This window comes from Demequina oxidasica (genome assembly GCF_000975115.1).
Lineage (GTDB): Bacteria > Actinomycetota > Actinomycetes > Actinomycetales > Demequinaceae > Demequina > Demequina oxidasica.
Genome location: NZ_BBRE01000002.1, coordinates 21,122 through 39,048, shown reverse-complemented (window position 1 = coordinate 39,048; position 17,927 = coordinate 21,122). Strand labels below are relative to the sequence as shown.

Here is a 17,927-nt window from a genome sequence, read left to right as displayed (position 1 = left end):
GGGCGCGCAAATTCAGTTGAGCGAAGCTCCGAGCTGGATCTAGCGAACAGCCTCGGCAATACGGTCGCGCAGCTCGTCCGCGTTGGAACGCACCACATAGGCGGGACGGTCGCGCTCGACGCGCCAGCTGTCCTCGAGAGGGCCAACGTCCACGGCATCGAATCCGAATTCGTCGAGCAACGCTGTCACTCGCTCTTTCGCGTTCGCGTCGTTCCCGGCAATGGGCAGCGCGCGACGGTTCTCGGTTCCAGTAGCGGTCCCATCGGTGGGGATGTCCTTGGCCGGAATGTTGTTAAACGCCTTCACCACGTGCGAGTCAGGAAGGTGTTCCTGGAGCATCTGCGCCGTGGTGGTTTCGTTGTTGTCCAGCGCGGGAATCTGCCCGTCGCGCTCAAAGTAGTAGTTGTTCGCGTCGATCACGAGTTTGCCCACCAGCGGATCGACGGGCACCTCGCGGTAGTTCTTCAGCGGGACGGCTACCAGAACAAAATCCCCCGCCGTAGCGGCGTCCTCGGCCGTCGCAGCGGTCGCCTTCGCGCCGAGCTCGCTCATCAGGTCGCCGAGCGTCTCCGGTCCACGAGAGTTGCTGATCACCACGTCGTAGCCCTTGGCAATCGCCGCCTTCGCGAAGTTAGATCCAATGTTGCCTGCGCCAATAATTCCGATTGTTGTCATGTCACCGTCAACCATCACAAGAGCAAGGACATTCCACACGGCCGATGCCGCGGCTGGTGAGAGCGCGACGCTCTCGCTATCGCGCCGCCATAGTTTGGGCGACCCAAGCAAGGGCGTCCGCTGACCGGTCCATCACCGTGATGTGGCCGGCCCCCGCGCCCAGCCACAGTTGCGAACCTGGAACGTGCGCTCCCAACCAGCGCGCATTAGAAACCGGCACCAGCCGATCATCAACTCCGTGCATGATGAGCGTCGGCACGCGAATGTCGCCCACGTCGAAGCCCCAGTCGCTCGCCGCGGCCAGCTCGTCATCCACGAACGGCCCGTTGCCGTTCTTGTTGCCGAGTTTCACGACGTGGTTGAACCAATCCCACTCCCCCGCGAGCGCCGCTTGGTCCTCGGGCGTAAAGAACGCGTTCATATCGAATTCGTCCTCGCCGTCGCCCTCGATGAGCCCAGCACGCCCGGTCATCGCAACGTCCCTGGCCGCGGCATCGTCCGATCTCAATCCCTTCACTATCCGCAGTTTGTCGGCACGCTCCGGTCCCTCGTCGGTGGAGGGCGCTAAACCGGCAATCGCAACAGCCGCTCCAACGCGTTCCGGCAAGAGCGCCGCACAGGCCAGCGCATGCGCTCCCCCGCCTGAGTGCCCCATGACGGCGAAGCGCCCCAGACCCAAATCATCAGCCACGGCCTCCACGTCCCTGGCGGCGGACGCGATATCGCGCCCCACATTCTCGCCAGAGCCGCCGTACCCCGGCCGGTCATAACCAATCCACCCGATGCCGTGGCCGGCGGCCGCGTCGTACAGCGGCAGAGGCGGCTCGCCGACGTTGGGCGACCCGTGCAACCAAATCAGCGGGATCGCTGAGCCCGCCACAGCATCGTCCGCCGTGTCGTTTTTGGCGACGTAGTACTGAAGCGTGCGCCCGTCAGGACCTTCGATGGTGTGCGTCGTGAACATGCTTCGAGCGTATCTACTGACGCCGACAAGCGAGCGGTTGCGGGGCATCGGCCATACGGCTAACGTCCGAATATGGGACGACTCATCATCGAGCAGATTGTCAGCGCGGACGGTTTCGCGGCGGAGCCTGATGGCGGCATGCAGTTCGTCGAGGATGCGTCTGGGCCCGACCTCGACGACTCTGGGCAGCTCGAGATGCTCAAGGGCGTGGACGCGATCCTGCTGGGCGCCAACACGTACAGAATGTTCGCCTCCTATTGGCCCACCCCGCAGTCGTCCAGCGAGACCGTCGCGGAGCCGATCAACCGTCTCCCCAAGCACGTGTTATCCAACTCGCTGGACTCGGCTCCATGGGGCGAGCTAGGGCCCGCGACGGTGGAGGGCGGCAACCCCGTCGAGGTCGCGGAGCGCCTCAAATCCTCCTATGCGGGCGACGTCATCATTTGGGGCAGCCTGGAACTGTCCCAAGCGCTCCTCGAAGCCGGCGTGGTCGATCACCTGCGGCTGCGCGTCGTGCCTGCACTGATCGGCTCGGGGCTCGGGTTCTCGGACACGCTATCGCAGCGCGTAAAACTTGCGCTCGTCTCCACCGAACCCCAGCCGAGCGGGCACGTCACGCTCGTGTACGACGTCCGTGGCTAGGCAGCGCGCAGATCAATCAGCCGACGCGGCGCATCCAGCCGTGTGTGTCCTTGGCGCGGCCGTAGTAGATGTCGGTGAGCGCCTCACGCACCCCCATCGTGAGGTCGCCCGCGGAGCCATCCCCCACTACGACGTTGAAATCAGGTGACTTGAGGCTACCCAGCGGGGTCACGACCGCCGCCGTCCCGCACGCGAACACCTCCGAGACGTCACCAGAGTCAATGCCCGCGCGCAACTCCTCGAGCGTCACGTCCCGCTCGGAGACGGTGCGACCGGACTCCTCGAGCAACGTAATGACCGAAGACCGCGTCACGCCTTCCAAGATGGTCCCGGTGAGGCGAGGGGTTAGCACGGAGCCGTCGCGGTGCACGATGAACACGTTCATCCCGCCGAGCTCCTCGATGTACTTGTCCTCACGCGCATCCAGGAACAGCACCTGCTGGCAGCCGTTGTCCTGTGCCTGCTGCTGCGGAAGCAGGCTCGCGGCGTAATTGCCGGCGCTCTTGGCGGTGCCCGTGCCGCCTGGCCCCGCACGGTGATAGCCTTGCGCGACCCAGATGGACACCGGCTTCACGCCGTGGGGGAAGTACGCACCTACTGGGCACGCCATCACCAGGAACTCGACCTGGCGCGAGCCCCGCACATTGAGCGTTGGCTCGGTGCCAATCAGCAAGGGGCGCAAGTAGAGGCTGGATTCCGCGGTGCTGGGCACCCAGGCGCGGTCGGTCGCGACCAGGGCTTCAATCGCGGCGAGGAAGTCCTCCTCGCTTACCGCGGGCAGAGCCATACGGGCGGCCGATGCTGCCAACCGGGCGGCGTTCGCCTCCGGGCGGAACAGCCACACCGATCCGTCCTCGTGGACGTACGCTTTCAGACCTTCGAATGCCTGCTGTCCGTAGTGCAGGATGGTGGCGCCCGGGTGGAGAGCTAGGTCGTTCAGGGGTTCGATGCGACGGTCTCCCCAGCCGCCTTCTTGCGTCCAGGTGGCTCGCGCCATGTGGTCCGTGAAGACCTCGCCGAAGGCGGGCGCGGCCATCGCGGCCTCGCGCTCGTCATTGGTGGCTGCGGAAGGGTTGTGGCGCACGTCGAACGTGCTGGTCGGTGCGGCGCTATCCATCTGGCCAGCCTATCGGCGCAAGTACTACGCGGTCGCCTTGTCTGCAGGCTCGGCGCCATAGATCTCAGGCGGCAAGATTGTGGTCAGGAGGATTCCGATTAGAGCTGCGATCCTCTGGATGATGCCGAGCGTCGTCTGCCCGATCTCGAAGAAAATGCCTGCGCCCGCGAGTAAAAGGATGGCATTGACCCCGATGCGCGGCGCGGTGGCGAGCTTGCGTAGCGCCTTGGGCGATAAGAAGAATCGCCAGGCACCCGCTACCGCGACGAGAAGTGCGATTCCGAGTACCCAGCCGGCGGCGCCGTCAGCCAGGTAGAGGCCCAGCGACATGAACGCCCAGTACATGACGAGCTCCGCCAGGAAGAGAGTAAGTGCACCGATCCATCTCATGACTGAATTGCGGCACACGGATATTGCGGTGCGTCCGCTTGCCGCAGTACTCGCTAGCTGCCAAGCTGCCCCCATGATCATCGATAGCCTCGAACTTCGCGAAAGAGTGTTTCGCTACGTCGACCAGACAGCGAGTGATCACGGCGGCGTGATTACACGATCTCAACTCGAGGGATTCGCCGTCGACGGCCAACAATTGAAACTGATCGCCCCCATGCAGGGCATTAACAATCCCAAGGTCCTCGATGCGTCTATTTCCGTCGTCTCATCGCCCAACGGACCATATGCCGATGGTCACCCGACTGAGGGCGTGTGGCATTACGCATACTAAGGGACCACGCCTGGCCGGACAAATATAAAGCTGCGGCGAGCCCTCGAACTTAGGATGCCTATCCTCTACTTGGAAAAAATAAGCGACGGCGTCTATATCCCCTACACCCGCGTGTCTGTCGTGGATGACCGACCTGCGGATCTCTATTTCGACCTCGCACTTTCCGAATTGACCGACCTCGGTACACCAAGCAACGACACAATAGTTGAGCGCGCGTACCGCGAAGCAGTTGTTCGCCAAAGAATGCACCAGCCAAGGTTTCGTGCAGAAGTGCTGTTTGCTTACAAAGAAAAGTGTGCGATCTGCGGCATGCCTGAGCCCAAGCTGCTTGACGCCGCGCACATTCGCGGTGACAAAGATCCAGACGGGCAACCCATTGTTCCAAATGGCCTGGCACTTTGCAGCATCCACCATCGAGCGTACGACGGACATTTCATTGGAATCGACGGCGATCGGAAGCTTCATGTGCGACCTGACATCGTCGAAATAGTTGATGGCCCCGTACTCGCATCCGCGTTGCAAAGCCTGCCCGGCACTTGGCTCAATCACGTGCCCAAGGGTAAGAAAGCCCCTGATCCGTATCGCCTAGAAAAGACGTTCAAGGAATACCTCAGCGCGTTACCGACGTAATTTAGATAACGCCGTCAGTCAACGATCCGTTCTTGAAATTGTCCTCTCTCACTCCGCTTCCCACAGTTCGATCGGGTTTCCCTCGGGGTCGTGCACCCGAGCAAACTTTCCGATGCCGTCCATGGCGCTGTGGTGAGTTGCTTCGTGCCCCGCCGCGGCCAGTTGCGCGAGCATCGCGTCGAGGTCACGGACGCGGAAGTTCACCATGAACTGGCGATTTTCAGCGAAATAATCGCTGTCCTTGGGGAACGGACTAAAGATAGTCGGGCCCTGCTCACTGATCCATGGCCTATCGGTTGGGCCTTGGGGCACCAAAGAGATCCCAAGCCGTTCCCAGTACCACTTAGCGAGTGCGTCCGGGTCGTCCGCACGAATGAACAACCCTCCAATACCCAGAACTTTCTCCATAATTCGCTTCTCCCCTAGTTCTCGCTGCGAACGCCTGCCCCGGCGGGCAAGGCTCTCCCGACGATTGAGCGGTTGCCTCTTCATCGTAGGCTCGGGCGAGTATCGGCACTCGGTCAGAACCGGTTTGTCAGACCTCGGTGAGACAGTCATTTCAAGTTGCTCACCGCGAGCACAAGAGGCTGAGGAGTATCAAATGACCGATCCGAATTACACCGCGCTTTTGCTCATAGTCGACCGTTCAGGATCGATGTCATCCATCCGCGACGACATGGTGGGCGGGCTTCAGAAGCTGGTCGACGACCAGGCCGCAAGTCCCGGCAAACTCACCGTGGACATCGTGACCTTTGACGACCGCATCGAGCACACTCACAAGTTCGAGAATGCGACGGAAGTCACCGTCACCCTCGAGCCGCGTGGAATGACTGCGCTCTGGGATGCCATCGGCGTGTCAGTGAGCAAGTTCGGCGCCGCGCTTGGCGACATGACTGAGCAAGAACGCCCAGCGACGGTCCAGATAGTCATCGTCACCGATGGCATGGAGAACGCCAGCCACGAATACACCGGCAACGCGATCAACCAAATGATCAGTCACCAGCGAGACACCTACAGTTGGGACTTTGTCTTCCTCGGCGCAAACCAGGATGCGGTCGCGACGGCACGCGAGCTCGGAATTGATGGCGATGCCGCGATGACCTACTCCGCGGACGCTGAGTCAGTCGACGCCATGCACGTCGCGACGAGCCGCTACATCCACTCGGTCCGCGTAGGCGACCGTGAAGGTTTTACCGCGGGGGAGCGTGCAGCGTCTATGCACAGCGACGCACAGGCGTAGTGGAGTTATTCCGGCTTTGCCGAACCTGGCTTGGCCTTCGCATAGATGGCCTCGATCACGTCGGAGAAGTGCGCGAGCACCTCCTTGCGACGAATCTTCAGCGACGCCGTCATCTCCTCTCGCGCCTCGGAGAAGCTGCGCGAAACAATCCGGTACTCCTTGATGCCCTCGGCCTTGGAGACCTGCTCGTTGGCCGATGCGACCACCTTGCCGATCAGCTCGCGCACACGGTCATTCATCGAAGCCTCCTCGACGTTCATCTCCGGCAGGTCTTCGGCGCGCAGCCACGCGGACAGCAGCGCCTCGTCGAGCGCCACCAGGGCGGACACGAAGTTGCGCCCCTCTCCCACGACAACCGCGTCCTGGATTGCGGGGTGCGCCCGCATGAAGTCCTCGAGCACCGCGGGCTGGATGTTTTTGCCTGACGACAGCACCAGGATTTCCTTCTTACGCCCCACAATCTTGAGCGAGCCGTCCTCGACGACTCCCAGGTCGCCAGTAGCGAACCAGCCGTCGTCCATGACCTCCGCTGTCGCTTCGGGCGCGTTCCAATAGCCGCCAAAGAGGTTGGTGCCCTGGGTATAAATCTCTCCGTCGTCTGCAAGCTTGACCGCACAACCCGCGATGGGCTGACCCACCGTCCCCATGATGGAGTCACGCACCATAGTTCCGGTCGCCGCGGCCGTGGTCTCCGTGAGCCCGTAGCCCTGCATCACCGTCACGCCCAGCCCGCGGAAGAAGTGTCCGACCTCGGGAAGCATGCGCGCGCCCCCTGAGAGCACGTATCCGAGCTGGCCGCCCAGCAGGTGACGGATCTTGGCCAGCACCAGTTTGTCCGCCACCGCGTACTTGAGCTTTAGCGAGCCGCTCATGCCGCCCGTCTCTTGGGCGCGCGACGCGTCGCGCGCGACGTCCGCAGCCCAGCGGAAAATCTTCTTCTTGGTGCCCTCCATGGAGGTGTCCGCGCGGTTGAGGATGGTCTCGAGCACGCGGGGGACCAATGGCATCCACGTGGGCTTGAAGGAAGCCATGTCTGCGGCAAGCGTCTTATGAGACGGCGAGTAACCAATCACGGAGCCGGAGCTCAGCGCGAGCACCATCGCGAAGCGCGCAAACACGTGTGCCAGGGGCAGGAATAACAGCACCCTGACGTCCTCCTGTTCGCATGCTCCAACACCAGGGTTGCCCTGTACGAACGGACCGAAGCCGGGGTCCAGCTCCACATTCGCGGCGTGCACCACGAAGTTGCCGTGCGTGAGCATCGCGCCCTTGGGCCGCCCAGTGGTGCCCGACGTGTAAATGATTGACGCGAGGTCGCTCAACACGGTATTCGCCGTGCAGGCGTCGAGGTCGGCATCGGTGACAGAGCCACCCAATTCGGTCAGCTCGGCCATGCCAGCTTCATCGAGCGCAAAGGTAAACGGCGAGGAGACGAACTTCGCTAGTATCTCGCGCTGCTCGGAAGTCTCAGCGACAACAATCTTGACCTCGGCATCGTCTAGGATCCATTCGATCTGCGACGCGGAGGATGACGGGTAGATCGGCACACTCACGCCGCCCGCGGCGAACACCGCAAAGTCCACGACGGACCACTCAATGCGGGTGTCGCCGATGATGCCTACGCGGTCCCCCACCTTCATGCCCGATGCGACAAGGCCCTTGGCCACTGCGCGCACCTGGTTCCTGAATTCGCCGAGCGAAACAGCACTCCAGGCGCCCTCATGGTCCTTGACCTCTGCGAACGCGCGCGCGGGGCACTGCGCCGCGCGGGCGTCGAGCATGGCGGACAGGTGCATGCGGTCGTCAAGTGCGGCAAGGGACGGCGATGACATCTCGAAAAGGGACATGCCCAATACTAACCTACGGAACCGTAAGTTAATAGGGGAGGTTGGCCTCGATGTGGAGTGGCGTCGCAGGAAAAGCCTCGCCTACGAGTGACGGCGCCGTACCACCTGGAGTGACGCCCCCAGCGCCAAGGCGATCAAAGCGACGGCCATGAACTGGTATGTCTCACCTCCGGTGCTGGACAGCGTGTCCGCCACGGGAGCCGATGCAGTGGGCACTGACGCGCCGCCCTGCGCCGCAGACTCCGCCGTGGAACCCGGAGTGAGTGTGGTCGAAACCGCGATCACCGTCAACGGTGCGCTACCAGTAGCACCCGTCGCGGCCACAGCGACCAGCGTGTGATCACCAGCGGGAGTGTCCTGAGGGATCACCACGGACACGCGCAAAACGCCCAAAGCATCAGCGGTGCCGGTCGCTACTAACACCGGCTCCGAGTGCAGCCAGAACGCCACGGTGTCTCCGGGGACGAAGCCACTACCGCTCACCTCCAAGGAGTCCCCCGGCTTCATGCTCGCACCTGACAGGCTCAGCGTGATGACGGGCTGCCCCACGACGAAGGTCACCGGCACGCGCACATCCCCGCCCACCCCATTCACTGCGATCACGTTAGCCGTGAAGCTGCCGGCAGCGGTCGGCGAGCCGACGATGCTCCCGCCGCTCTCGCCTGGAACCCAAGTCAGGCCAGGGGGAAGATCTTCAAGCGTCACGGTCGGTGCGGGCAATCCCGTTGCCGCGATCGATAGATCAACGTCGTCGCCAACGGTCAGTCGCATTTCGGTGGGCAACGTGACGACCGGCGCTTCGTGGCGAACCACCGCCCACTCGAAGGACGTGGCGTCGGAACCGAAGTCGCTGACCGCTGAAATCTCGGCCGTGCCAGTGAGTTCGTTCACGCCGTCAGGAAGTGTCGCCGTGCCGGAGACCCGCACACCGTCCGCGTCGGTGACCACGGCGATGCCATCCGGCAGGCCGGTCGCGGTGACTACAGCATCGGCGTCGCTCACCACGTCCCCTAGGACGTAAGCGCCGAAAGCAACAATCTCGACCGCTGAAGGCAGAGTCAGTACTGGCGGATCGCCGACCTCGATCTCAAAGGTTTGCTCCTCCGACCCAAAGACGTTGGTGGCCGTGACGGTCACCAGGCTCAGGCCAGTCGCGGTGGGCGTACCCTCGATCACCCCATCGGCGGACAACGTCAGCCCTACAGGCAGCGCGGTGCTGATGAATGTAGGAGTCGGGAAGCCGGACGCCTGTGCGGAAATGGGGTCAATGGGTTCGCCATGCACCACCTGCGCGTTGGCGATGCGCTCGAGAACAGGCGCGTCACCCACGGTGACCTTGAAGGTCTTCTCGTCTAGACCCAGGTCATTCGTCGCCGTCACGGTCACGGTGGTGATCCCGTTGGTGGTCGGCGTTCCTTCAATGGCTCGCAGGTCGGTCAGGGAGAGCCCATCCGGCAGCTCGCTGGTCGTCAGCACGGATGACGGGAAACCCGAATCTGGCAACGCGATCCTCGAGATCTCAAATCCACGCTCCAGGTTAACGTCGTCGATTGCGGCAAGCACGGGTCCGTTGCCCACGGTGATGATCACGTTCTGCTGGGAGTCCTCCCCCATCACATTCGTGGCAGTGAAGGTGACGGCGTAGTCGCCGTTCGTCGTGGGCGTTCCCGTGAGCGCACCGGCGCTGGAGAGCGACAGACCCGGCGGCAGGTCAGTGCTCGAGAACATGGGCGCCGGATAGCCGGTCGCGCTCAGGTCGATCTGAGCGATGGCCGCACCCCGCGCGACCACGGCGCTGTCGACCGCCGCCAACTCTGGCGCCTCGCCAACCACCAACGTGCGTTCGAAGCTTTGAGTTGCCCAGTCGTGCCCCACTATTGCGGAAATCTGGAACGTGCCGGATTCGGTGGGTGCACCCGTCAGGACAACATCCGTTCCATCCATGGCGAGTGCGGTGCCCGCCGGAAGACCTGACACTGCGCCAATAATTCCTGCCGCAGGTGTCGCTGAGGCGGTTCCAAGGACAACCGGTCCCTCCTCGTCGAGTTCGGCTGTGGTGGACGTGTAGTCAACATCGACGGGCGAAGGCACGACGATGCGTATGTCCTGCTTCGCGTCGTCTTCATTCGGCACTGAAGCCGTGAAATTGATGGTGAAGTCCGCGTAGTCAGCCGGAGTTCCGCTGAGTGTCACCTTTGTCTCCGACGAGCCCGCAGCGCTCCCGACGTCGAGCCAGGTCGCCACGCCTACAAGCGCCACGCTCGGAAAAGGGGTACCGGTGGCCGTGAAGGACACCTCGGTCGGCGTGTCGACCGGGAACACGTACGTGTCCTCCGCGTGGATCACGGGAGGCAAATTACCGGGTAAGGCCACGTTCTCGGCGATTCCACGCAACGCCAATTGGATAGGTTGATTGTCGTTCTTGGTAGCCGCAATTTCGAGGGTGACTGACTTGACGTGCTTTTTGTCGAAGTGCTGCGGGAAGTCGATTGCCCTGGGGCCGTTCGGGTCGGCTTGCACGTAGAGCGCCTGGATGGTGCCGCCAAGGCTTCCGCCGTTGATCGGCATGCCGCCACCGGTCGCCACCAGCCCGTTGATGTCCTCCAACCTGATGCCTGCTGAAGCCACTCCGGACTCGTCGGGAACGGCGTACGCGTACTGGAACGCAATTCGATCCGCGCCACCTTGCTCGATGTTGACGGCGACCGGCGCAGTCCACTTCAGCTGGATTGAACCGAGGTCGCAGCTCGCATCCAAATGGGTGTTGATAAAGATCTGTAGGTTGCCAGGATTCTGTTGAATCGTGTTGCCGTGCGACGGCTGGCATGAATTGGCCGTAGGTGCGACGAGGGTCAAGTCGCCCATGCTCTTGCCGCTAAAGTCATCGACGCTGAAGGCCACCGGTTCCGCGGCAGAGGCCGGCGCCGCTGCGCCACCAACAATCGCCACCAAGGACAGCAGCACCGCCGCAATAATTGTAGGCAATTGCTTCGATACAGTTTTTGTGCGCACGGCGTTCTCCCTCAGTCGATACGCCCGGGTGGGCCTCAGCAATCGCCACCTTACTACGAGCCGACCTTCCAGTCCGAATATTACGTTTCGCGCGCTCCTGAGATACCCGACACGACCATTGGCCGCTGCATCAGACGGCAATCCCATCACCAAGCATCAGCCATGCCCCACCCGCTGCGCAGGTCACCGTCACCAGCCAGAACACGCCCACCCACGCCGCTCCAGGCAGGCGCGTCACCCGTGCAAGCGCATCGGCATCAGACCCCCTACCGGCCGGAGTGCGCCGTGAGCGACTCAACTCGACCACGGCTCGCACCGAGCCGAGGAGCAGGAGCCACGCCACGCCGTAGGCAACTCCCACCCGCCACACGTCGGGCGCATACGACGCCAGCCACCCAAACCCTCCGACGGCCAGAACCATGACGAGGAATCCATAGACGTTGCGGATCTGTACGAGCACCAGAACAAGCACGACGACCACGACCCACAACAGCGCGTAGGCGTATCCGACGCCGAGCAACGCGGCCGCACCTAGCCCGAGCACGGCCGGCGCCGGGTACCCGGCGAATGCCACCAGAGCCAAGGGGATCTTCTTGGAAGAACCGACATGCGTGGTCAACCCCGACGTGTCCCCGTGAAGCCGAATGCCGCGCACCTCACGCCCCAGCAATGCTGCGACGAGCGCATGGCCCGCCTCGTGCGCGATGGTCACCACATGGCGCACCACGTGCCACAACAGCGGAACGACCAGGCAGACCACCACCGCAGCGAGCGGCCACAGCGCGGTCGCCGGCACCGCCGCCACCTGGGTCGTCACGTCCGCCCAGAGGTCAGAAAAGAAGGATGCGATGTTCACCTAAGCCGCACATCCGCATCCAGTTGCACCCAGAATGACGTCTGCCGCGTCCACTGACTGAACGACGCGAGGGACTTTTCTAGGCCGCCGAACCCCGACAGCTTCCAGGCCCCGAAGGGCACCGTCACGTGACCCTCGAGGTAAGCACGAACGGCCACCGACTTTGTGTCACGCGACGCGGCGCATCCAGCCGTACGTATCCGCGGCGCGGCCGTACTGAATGTCCGTCAACGCAGCACGGATCGCCATGGTGACGTCGCCGGCCACTCCCCCGTTAATGGTCACGTCAAAGTCAGGCGAAGCAAGACGTCCCACGGGCGTGACCACGGCGGCGGTCCCGCATGCGAAGACCTCCACCACGTCGCCGGACTCGATTCCGGAACGCACCTCGTCGAGGGTAATGTCCTTCTCCAGCACCTTGCGGCCCGAGTCCTCGAGCTGCGTGATGACGGAGGACCTGGTGATGCCCTCGAGAATCGTGCCGGTCAGGCGCGGGGTCTCGACGGTGCCATCACGACGCACCACGAACACGTTCATGCCGCCCAGCTCGTCCAGATAGCGGTCTTCCTTGGCGTCCAGGAACAGCACCTGCTGGCAGCCGTTCTCCGCCGCCTGCATTTGCGGGAGCAGCGACGCGGCGTAGTTGCCGCCGCACTTGGCGTCGCCGGTGCCCCCGGGACCCGCGCGGTGGTAGCCCTGCGCGACCCAGATCGACACGGGCTTCACACCACCGGTGAAGTAGGGGCCCACGGGCGAGGCGATCAACAGGTAATCCACCTGGTTCGCTGGGCGCACGCCGAGGAAGGCCTCGGAGGCAAACATGAAAGGGCGCAGGTACAGCGAGGATTCGTCAGCGTCGGGCACCCACTCAAGGTCCGTACGCACCAGCGCCTCGATGGACCCGATGAAGTCGTCGACGTTCAACTGCGGCAGTGCCAGGCGCTGCGCGGACTTGTTGAAGCGCGCAGCGTTGGCTTCGGGGCGGAATACCCACACCGAGCCATCGGCCCAGCGGTAGGCCTTCAGGCCCTCGAAGATCTCCTGACCGTAGTGCAGCACTGCGGCAGCGGGATCCAGCGACAGCGGGCCATACGCCTCGACGCGACGGTCGAGCCAGCCGGTGCCGCTACGCCACTGCACGCGAGCCATGTGGTCCGTGAACTGGGTGCCAAAATTCAGGTCGGCAAGCGCGGCCTCGCGCTGCGCTAAGGGCAGCGGCGCAGGATTCGCGAATACCTCGAAGGCCTCTACGGCGGAGGGCGCCGAGGACGAGGGCACCGAATCTGCGGTCACCGGGTCGGCGGTCGCAGGCGGGGCGGAAAGCGGTCCGGCGGTGTACTTGTCGCCGAATCCTTGACCCGGGATGCCGGTGCTCATGTCAGGCCTTTCTCAAAGGTGTTGCGTCCTAGCGGTACATGAGTGCTGAACTCGGTCTGACAACCGCACTCAGATACCGCTAGGACGTTGGGAAAAACTAACCGCGAATGCGGGCTGCGAGGGCGTCGCCGACCTCGCTGGTGGAACGTGCCGAACCATCCTTCGCCGCAGCATCGGCCGCCACAGCGCCCTCAACCTTTGCAGCGAGCTCCGCGTAGCCAAGGAAGTCCAGCAGCATCGCCACGGACAGAACCGTCGCGGACGGATCCGCGATGCCCTTACCGGCGATGTCGGGGGCCGAGCCGTGAACGGGCTCGAACATCGACGGTGCTGTCTTGTCTGCGTTGATGTTTCCGGACGCCGCCAGGCCGATGCCGCCAGAGATGGCTGCCGCCTGGTCGGTCAGGATGTCGCCGAACAGGTTGTCCGTCACAATGACGTCAAACTTGGCCGGGTTGGTGGTCATGACGATGGTCGCGGCGTCAATGTGCAGGTAGTCCCAGGTCACGTCCGGGAACTCTGACGCGACGGCCTCGACGGTGCGACGCCACAGGTGGCCGGCGTTCACCAGCACGTTGTGCTTGTGAACCAGGGTCAGCTGCTTGCGCTCGCGCCCCTGAGCCACGCCGAACGCGTAGCGAACCACGCGCTCCACACCGTGACGCGTGTTGATGGAAACCTCGGTCGCGATCTCGTGAGGCGTATCGACGCGCAGCGCGCCGCCGTTGCCCACGTACGGTCCCTCGGTGCCTTCACGCACCACCACAAAGTCCACCGAATCGACGTCACGCAGTGGTGACACCTCTCCCGGGTACAGGCGCGAGGGACGCAGGTTCACGTACTGGTCTAGGGCGAAGCGCAGCGGCAGCAGTACCCCACGCTCGAGCGTGCCGGAAGGCACGGACGGGTCACCGATCGCACCCAGCAGAATCACATCGTGGCCACGGATGGCCTCGAGGTCGATGTCCGTGAGCGTGTCGCCCGTCGCGTGCCAACGCTTGGCACCCAGGTCAAAGTCGGTCGTCTCGAACGAGATTTCGGTGCCCTCGGTCGCGGCGGAGAGGCACTTGAGCCCCTCCGCTACGACCTCGGGTCCGATGCCGTCTCCAGCAATTACTGCAAGGCGGTAGTTGGTCACAGAGATACCTTCTAGCGAGCCGTCTGGCCGTCGACGTAGTCGGCGTCCGCAGCGTCAACGCCGGACCATGCGAACAGCTTGCGCAGCTCGCGGCCGGTGTCCTCGATCGAGTGCGTCTCGCCCTTCTTGCGAAGTTCCTGGAACTCGGGGCCACCCTTGTCCTGGTCGTCAATGAAGCGCTTTGCGAACGCGCCGTTCTGAATGTCGCCGAGCACAGCCTTCATGTTTTCCTTCACCTCGGGCGTGATGACGCGGGGGCCGGAGACGTAGTCGCCGTACTCGGCCGTGTCGGACACGGACCAGCGCTGCTTGGTGATGCCACCTTCGTGCATGAGGTCGACGATGAGCTTGAGCTCGTGAAGCACCTCGAAGTAAGCGATCTCCGGCTGGTAGCCGGCCTCGGTCAGGACCTCGAAGCCGTACTGCACGAGCTGCGAGGTGCCACCGCAAAGGACGGCCTGCTCGCCGAACAGGTCGGTCTCGGTCTCTTCGGTGAACGTGGTCTTGATGACACCGGCGCGCGTGCCACCGATGGCCTTGGCGTACGACTTGGCGATATCCCAAGCCTGGCCCGAAGCATCGGCCTCGACGGCGATGATGTCCGGGATGCCGCGACCGGCGACGAACTCGCGACGCACGGTGTGACCGGGAGCCTTGGGGGCGATCAGGATGATGTCGATGCCCTCAGGAGCCTCGATGTAGCCAAAGCGGATGTTGAAGCCGTGTGCGAACGCGAGGATCTTGCCCTCGGCGAGGTTGGGCTTGATCTCGTCGTTGTAGATCGTGCGCTGGAACTGGTCCGGCGCGAGGATCATGATGAGGTCGGCCCAAGCCGTGGCATCGGCGACGGAGAGGACGGTGAAGCCGTCGTTCTCGGCCTTCGCGGTGGAACGCGAGCCGTCGCGCAGCGCAACGCGCACCTCGACGCCCGAGTCGCGAAGGTTCTGCGCGTGCGCGTGACCCTGCGAGCCGTAACCGACGATGGCAACCTTCTTGCCCTGGACGATCGAGAGGTCTGCATCCTCTTCGTAGAACAGTTCAGCCATGATTTTCTCCTTATGTCTTATCTGACGAATTCTGATGAAAAAACGGTAAAGATTTCAGGCGGCCGATGCTGCGGCTGCCTGGGCAGTAGCGCTAGCTAGCGTTCTGAATAAGTCCGTGGTTACGGTCGAGCGCACGCTCCGTGATGGAACGCGCGCCGCGGCCAATCGCGACGGTGCCCGACTGAACAATCTCGCGAATGTCATGGGGCGCGAGGGCCGCAAGCAGCGCCTCAAGCTTCTCAGGGGTACCGACCGCCTCGACTACAAGCGAGTCCGTCGCGACGTCGACCACCTTGGCGCGGAACAGCTCGACCACCTGCAGGATCTCGGTGCGCTGACGCGCATCGGCACGTAGCTTGACGAGCAACAACTCGCGCTGGACCGACCGGTCACGCTCGAGCTCCACAATCTTGAGCACGTGGATCAACTTATTCAGCTGCTTAGTGACCTGCTCGAGCGGGTGCTCGTCCACGTCGACCACCACCGTGATGCGGGAGATCTCGGGGTGCTCGGTGGGGCCCACCGCCAGCGAGTGGATGTTGAAGGCACGTCGCGAGAATAGGCCGGAGACGCGCGCGAGCACGCCGGGCTTGTTCTCCACGAGTACGGAGAGAGTGTGCTTGTCCGTCATGGTCTAGTCCTCACGGTCCCACTTGGGGGCAATGCCCTTGGCGTACTGAATCTCATCGTTGCTGGTACCCGAAGCAACCATCGGCCACACCATCGCGTCGCGCGACACTGTGAAGTCCACAACCACGGGCTGGTCATCAATCTCCATCGCTCGCTTGATGGTCGCGTCGACGTCCGCATCGGACTCGCAGCGCAGACCCACGCAACCCATGGCATCGGCCAACTTCACGAAGTCGGGCACGCGGGCGGTGCCGTGACCCGTGTTGAGGTCGGTGTTCGAGTAGCGCTGGTTATAGAACAGGGTCTGCCACTGGCGCACCATGCCCAGCGACGAGTTGTTGATAATCGCAACCTTGATCGGGATCTCGTTGAGCGCGCAGGTCACGAGCTCCTGGTTGGTCATCTGGAAGCAACCGTCACCGTCGATTGACCACACGGTGCGATCCGGTGCTCCCACCTTGGCCCCCATCGCAGCGGGAACCGAGAAGCCCATGGTGCCCAGGCCTCCCGAGTTGATCCACGAGTTGGGGCGCTCGTACTTGATGAACTGGCTGGCCCACATCTGGTGCTGGCCCACGCCGGCCACAAAGATGGACTCCGGTCCGGAGATCTCACCCAGGCGCTGGATGACGTGCTGCGGCGAGCCGAGTCCGTCATCGGTGGGCGTGTAGCCCAGCGAATAGGTGGTGCGCCACTCGTCGAGCTGCTTCCACCAGCCCTCGAGGTCCGGCTTGCCGTGCTTGATGTGCTCCTCGGCGAGGGCGGGCACCAGGTCAGCAAAGACGTCCTTGAGGTCACCTACGATCGGCACGTCCGCGTGACGGTTCTTGCCGATCTCCGCGGGGTCGATGTCCGCGTGGACGATGGTCGCCAGCGGGGCGAAAGAGTCCAGGTTGCCGGTGACGCGGTCGTCGAAGCGCGCACCCAGCGACACCACCAGGTCGGCGTTCTGCAGGGCCGCGACGGCGGGCACGGTGCCGTGCATACCCGGCATGCCCAGATTCTGCGGGTGGCTGTCGGGAAGAGCGCCTCGTGCCATCAACGTGGTCACGACCGCTGCGCCGGAAAGATTGGCGAGCTTGAGCAGGCCCTCCGATGCTCCGGAGCGGATGACGCCGCCACCCACGTACAGCACGGGCTTGCGTGCCGTCGCGAGCAAACGTGCAGCTTCCTGCACCGTCTTGGAGTGCGGCTTGGCGCCGGAGTTGAAGCCGGGCAGCTCAATCTTGTCGGGCCAGTTGAACACCGTCTGCGTCTGCATTGCCGACTTAGTCACATCCACGAGCACTGGGCCCGGGCGACCGTTGGTGGCGATGTAGAAGGCCTCGGCAATTGCGCGCGGGATGTCGGCAGGGTCCGTCACCAGCATGTTGTGCTTGGTGATGGGCTGCGTGATGCCCACGATGTCCGCCTCCTGGAAGGCGTCCGTGCCAATGTTGGCCGCAGCCACCTGACCGGTGATGGCGACCATAGGAATCGAGTCCATGTTCGCGTCGGCAATGGGCGTCACCAGGTTGGTGGCGCCGGGTCCGGACGTCGCGATGCAGACACCTGGACGACCGGTGGCGTGGGCATAACCCTGAGCCGCGTGGCCTGCTCCCTGCTCGTGGCGGACCAGAATGTGACGCAGGATCGTGGAGTCCATCAACGGGTCGTAGGCCGGCAGGATTGCGCCGCCCGGGAGACCGAAGATATCGGTCGCGCCCGCGCGCTCAAGCGAGCGGATAAGCGACTGCGCGCCGTTCATTTCCTCGCCTCCGCCACGCGCCTGCGTCGTGGTGGCTGGTCGTGCCTGGGTCGCTGTCGCGCTCATCGCGGACGGCTTGGGGGCCGGGGCCTGTGCCATCTTCTCTCCCATTGAGTGTGATGTGGTGAGGCGACTCTCGCAATCCGCCTCGCATGGAAAAACCCCTTAGCCTGGGTGGCTTTCGGGGTATGCGCGCGGACGATGCCGGGTCGAGGACTAAATGTCCGCGCGCCCAATAACTACTACGAGAGTCGTCTGCATGTAGAAGACTGTACGCCCGCGCAG

17 protein-coding genes are annotated in these 17,927 nt (G+C 63.5%); 4 read left to right on the top strand and 13 right to left on the bottom strand.

The features are described from left to right. Nucleotides 1–39: 39 nt before the first annotated feature. Together AOP77_RS07185 and AOP77_RS07180 are read right to left on the bottom strand one after the other, a co-directional pair. A complete protein-coding gene (locus AOP77_RS07185) occupies nt 40–675 on the bottom strand; it encodes an NADPH-dependent F420 reductase (RefSeq protein WP_062212580.1) in 636 nt (211 codons plus the stop codon). A 76-nt stretch (nt 676–751) separates the two neighbouring features. Next, entirely contained in the window at nt 752–1,639 is an 888-nt protein-coding gene (locus AOP77_RS07180) for an alpha/beta fold hydrolase (RefSeq protein ID WP_062212578.1), read from the bottom strand. Between the two features lie 72 nt (nt 1,640–1,711). Here AOP77_RS07180 and AOP77_RS07175 point away from each other — a divergent pair, with 72 nt between their 5' ends. After that, entirely contained in the window at nt 1,712–2,281 is a 570-nt protein-coding gene (locus tag AOP77_RS07175; RefSeq protein ID WP_062211659.1) for a dihydrofolate reductase family protein, read from the top strand. A 16-nt stretch (nt 2,282–2,297) separates the two neighbouring features. Here the strand turns inward: AOP77_RS07175 and AOP77_RS07170 are convergent, their stop codons facing one another. Both AOP77_RS07170 and AOP77_RS07165 read right to left on the bottom strand, forming a co-directional pair. Continuing rightward, the gene (locus tag AOP77_RS07170) at nt 2,298–3,398 is read right to left on the bottom strand and encodes a branched-chain amino acid aminotransferase (protein WP_062211655.1); all 1,101 of its coding nucleotides are present in this window, start codon (nt 3,396–3,398) and stop codon (nt 2,298–2,300) included. 24 nt (nt 3,399–3,422) lie between these two features. Continuing rightward, nucleotides 3,423–3,788 (bottom strand): DUF2568 domain-containing protein, encoded by a 366-nt coding sequence (locus AOP77_RS07165; RefSeq protein ID WP_062211653.1) that lies wholly within the window; start codon nt 3,786–3,788, stop codon nt 3,423–3,425. Between AOP77_RS07165 and AOP77_RS07160 the strand changes: the two genes are divergently transcribed. Continuing rightward, nucleotides 3,787–4,119: a hypothetical protein gene (locus tag AOP77_RS07160; protein ID WP_062211650.1), complete on the top strand. Its 333-nt coding sequence runs from the start codon at nt 3,787–3,789 to the stop codon at nt 4,117–4,119. The two genes, AOP77_RS07165 and AOP77_RS07160, sit on opposite strands and share 2 nt — an antisense overlap. 54 nt (nt 4,120–4,173) lie before the next feature. Next, nucleotides 4,174–4,749, top strand: coding sequence for an HNH endonuclease (locus tag AOP77_RS07155; protein ID WP_062211647.1), 576 nt, complete (start codon nt 4,174–4,176; stop codon nt 4,747–4,749). A gap of 48 nt (nt 4,750–4,797) precedes the next feature. On the opposite strand, the gene AOP77_RS07150 is transcribed toward AOP77_RS07155, so the two are convergent. Then, nucleotides 4,798–5,157, bottom strand: a complete 360-nt coding sequence (locus AOP77_RS07150; protein WP_062211644.1) for a VOC family protein — start codon at nt 5,155–5,157, stop codon at nt 4,798–4,800. 193 nt (nt 5,158–5,350) lie between these two features. On the opposite strand from AOP77_RS07150, the gene AOP77_RS07145 reads away from it, so the two are divergent. Next, the gene (locus AOP77_RS07145) at nt 5,351–5,989 is read left to right on the top strand and encodes a vWA domain-containing protein (protein ID WP_062211639.1); all 639 of its coding nucleotides are present in this window, start codon (nt 5,351–5,353) and stop codon (nt 5,987–5,989) included. Nucleotides 5,990–5,994: 5 nt separating this feature from the next. On the opposite strand, the gene AOP77_RS07140 is transcribed toward AOP77_RS07145, so the two are convergent. The 8 genes from AOP77_RS07140 to AOP77_RS07105 all read right to left on the bottom strand — a co-directional run bounded on the left by AOP77_RS07140 (nt 5,995) and on the right by AOP77_RS07105 (nt 17,741). Then, nucleotides 5,995–7,836, bottom strand: a complete 1,842-nt coding sequence (locus AOP77_RS07140; RefSeq protein WP_062211635.1) for an AMP-dependent synthetase/ligase — start codon at nt 7,834–7,836, stop codon at nt 5,995–5,997. Between the two features lie 81 nt (nt 7,837–7,917). Next, the gene (locus AOP77_RS07135; protein ID WP_160300061.1) at nt 7,918–10,821 is read right to left on the bottom strand and encodes a hypothetical protein; all 2,904 of its coding nucleotides are present in this window, start codon (nt 10,819–10,821) and stop codon (nt 7,918–7,920) included. 157 nt (nt 10,822–10,978) lie between these two features. Continuing rightward, the gene (locus AOP77_RS07130) at nt 10,979–11,704 is read right to left on the bottom strand and encodes a M50 family metallopeptidase (protein WP_236685775.1); all 726 of its coding nucleotides are present in this window, start codon (nt 11,702–11,704) and stop codon (nt 10,979–10,981) included. Between the two features lie 168 nt (nt 11,705–11,872). After that, complete coding sequence (locus AOP77_RS07125; RefSeq protein WP_062212574.1) at nt 11,873–12,982, bottom strand: branched-chain amino acid aminotransferase; 1,110 nt, start codon at nt 12,980–12,982, stop codon at nt 11,873–11,875. A gap of 196 nt (nt 12,983–13,178) precedes the next feature. After that, complete coding sequence (locus AOP77_RS07120; protein WP_061965039.1) at nt 13,179–14,219, bottom strand: 3-isopropylmalate dehydrogenase; 1,041 nt, start codon at nt 14,217–14,219, stop codon at nt 13,179–13,181. A gap of 11 nt (nt 14,220–14,230) precedes the next feature. Further along, complete coding sequence (gene ilvC, locus AOP77_RS07115) at nt 14,231–15,265, bottom strand: ketol-acid reductoisomerase (protein WP_061965037.1); 1,035 nt, start codon at nt 15,263–15,265, stop codon at nt 14,231–14,233. Between the two features lie 91 nt (nt 15,266–15,356). Beyond that, the gene (gene ilvN, locus AOP77_RS07110; protein ID WP_062211630.1) at nt 15,357–15,896 is read right to left on the bottom strand and encodes an acetolactate synthase small subunit; all 540 of its coding nucleotides are present in this window, start codon (nt 15,894–15,896) and stop codon (nt 15,357–15,359) included. Between the two features lie 3 nt (nt 15,897–15,899). Continuing rightward, nucleotides 15,900–17,741, bottom strand: coding sequence for an acetolactate synthase large subunit (locus AOP77_RS07105; protein WP_062211627.1), 1,842 nt, complete (start codon nt 17,739–17,741; stop codon nt 15,900–15,902). Nucleotides 17,742–17,927: the final 186 nt, after the last annotated feature.